Source organism: Pseudomonas sp. PAGU 2196, from assembly GCF_022179005.1.
GTDB classification, from domain to species: domain Bacteria; phylum Pseudomonadota; class Gammaproteobacteria; order Pseudomonadales; family Pseudomonadaceae; genus Aquipseudomonas; species Aquipseudomonas kermanshahensis.
In genome coordinates this window covers 1-1,813 of the sequence record NZ_BNTL01000060.1, presented here as the reverse complement: position 1 = coordinate 1,813, position 1,813 = coordinate 1, and the positions used below count along the sequence as shown (strand labels likewise).

Here is a 1,813-nt window from a genome sequence, read left to right as displayed (position 1 = left end):
CTTGGCCAGGCGATTGAGCGGCAAGCGGTCATGCCAGACCAGGCGCAAGGCCTCCATGTCGACATACAGAAAGCTGTTGATGCGCGGCATCGCGTATAGGTTGTACAGCTGACGAATCAGGTACAGGTCGGGCAGCAAGCGGTCGGTCACGGCGCTGAGCATCGCCGGGCCGGTGATGTGGCTGAGGCGTTTGGCGTACGCATAGAACCCTCGCGGGTCGCTGGTCAAGGTCGGCCGCGCCCGGTAGAAGTCCGGGTCGGCGAGAAAACGCGCCTGCATCTCTTCCGATATCGCCAGCAAGGTCGGGTTGCCGGCATGGCTGCCGACCATGCTGGTGTTATACAGGGTGTTCATGCCCAGTTTCTGATTGGACATGGGCGGATGCAGGAGCAACCCGTCATCGGTGGTCGCCAGCACCACATCATTGATCGCCGCGTGTGCGCCTTGGCCCAGTAGTTGGTCATCGACGTCCATGTACAGCCCACCTTCAGCGTGCAGCATCGGGTAGCGCAACACGTCCGACGCGGAAGAGAAGTTGGTGGCCACGCCATTATTGCCCTCGATCGCTGCCTGGTAATGGCCGAAATACTGACTTCGCTCGAAGGCTTTGAAAAAGGCCTGGTCCTCCAATGGCAGTACCTGCAGCCCCGGCACGTTCCTGGCCAGTTCATCGACGTTGTGCGCATAGGCCTGGGGGTTTGCCTTGGACAAGTACAGCCGGTACTGGTACGGGCCTTCCTGCAGGCGCCGGGCATTGCCAGCCAACGTCTCAAGCAGCTCGGGGCCAAGCGTCTTGTCGCCTACCCACAGCGATGTAATCCGTTGCGGGATGGGGCGCGCGCCGGCGGGAAATGGGCTGGGTAGCTGCACGGGCAGTTGCAGGTCGATACCCAGACCGCGCAGTGATGCCATGCGCATCGGGTCGGTGACGGCCCGGCCTTCGGGGTTGGCGGGGCGCATGTTGCCGGTGAGCGGTTCGGCTTCGAAGTAGGTCGGGTCTACCTCATTGGTGCCTTCCTCGGTGATGAACAGGTCGGCCTGCATGTCATAAACCAATTCAAGCTCTTGCGGGTAATCCGGCGTCTCCTCGTAATAGCTGATCATACGATCGGTGTCGCCGTTGTACCGCGGGTAGCGCCGTATAGAGTTGGCCACTGCGGCATCGCCGTCCGGCAATGGCACGACGGGGGCAGGGAGGNNCCACTGGGGGTAAATGTGGTGGGTCGGAAGGGCTCAGCGGGTAACCCCACTGCTCGTTCACCCGGCGCGGGGCGATGAAGCCGTCCTGCTCGAAACGCAGCAGGCCCTTGCCTTTGGCCACCGCTTCCAGTGCCAGCGGCGTTGCATTGAGCAGGCCGTAGGTGATGTTGCCGATGCCGTCGAGCTTGTCGTGCAGGGTCTTGCCATTGATGGCCTGGTCCAGGCCCAGGCCCAGTTGCACGATACCGCCCAGCGCCAGTAAGGGCGCCAGGCCAGGCACCACGAAGGTCAGCGGGGCCAGCAGGTTGAGCGTGCTATTGAGGTAACTGCGCCATTTGCGTTTGCTGATCTCGCTGTTGCTGGTGATGATGAAATCGGCATCGTCGTAGCAGCGTTGCCGCTGACGCAAGGCCATGGCCTGGAACAGGTCGCCGGTGATGCGCGGGTTGTACTTGCCGGGGCGGTAGTTGACATAGGTGCGCGGGGGCCAGGTGCCGTCGTCGTTGAAAAAGCCATGTTCCGGTGGCCAGGGTATCGACTTCAGCGGCCTGGACACCGCCCTTGAAGGCTTGGGCGAATACCCACGCAGCCATCGCCTGCCACCGGAACATGG

The 1,813-nt window shown here is 62.5% G+C and carries 1 protein-coding gene; it reads right to left on the bottom strand.

Features of this window, described 5'->3' with window-relative positions; translation table 11 throughout:
- The coding region (locus MFF34_RS27840) for a glycosyltransferase (RefSeq protein ID WP_283236637.1) at nt 1-1,104 on the bottom strand (1,104 nt) is incomplete at its 3' end.
- Nucleotides 1,105-1,813 lie beyond the last annotated feature (709 nt).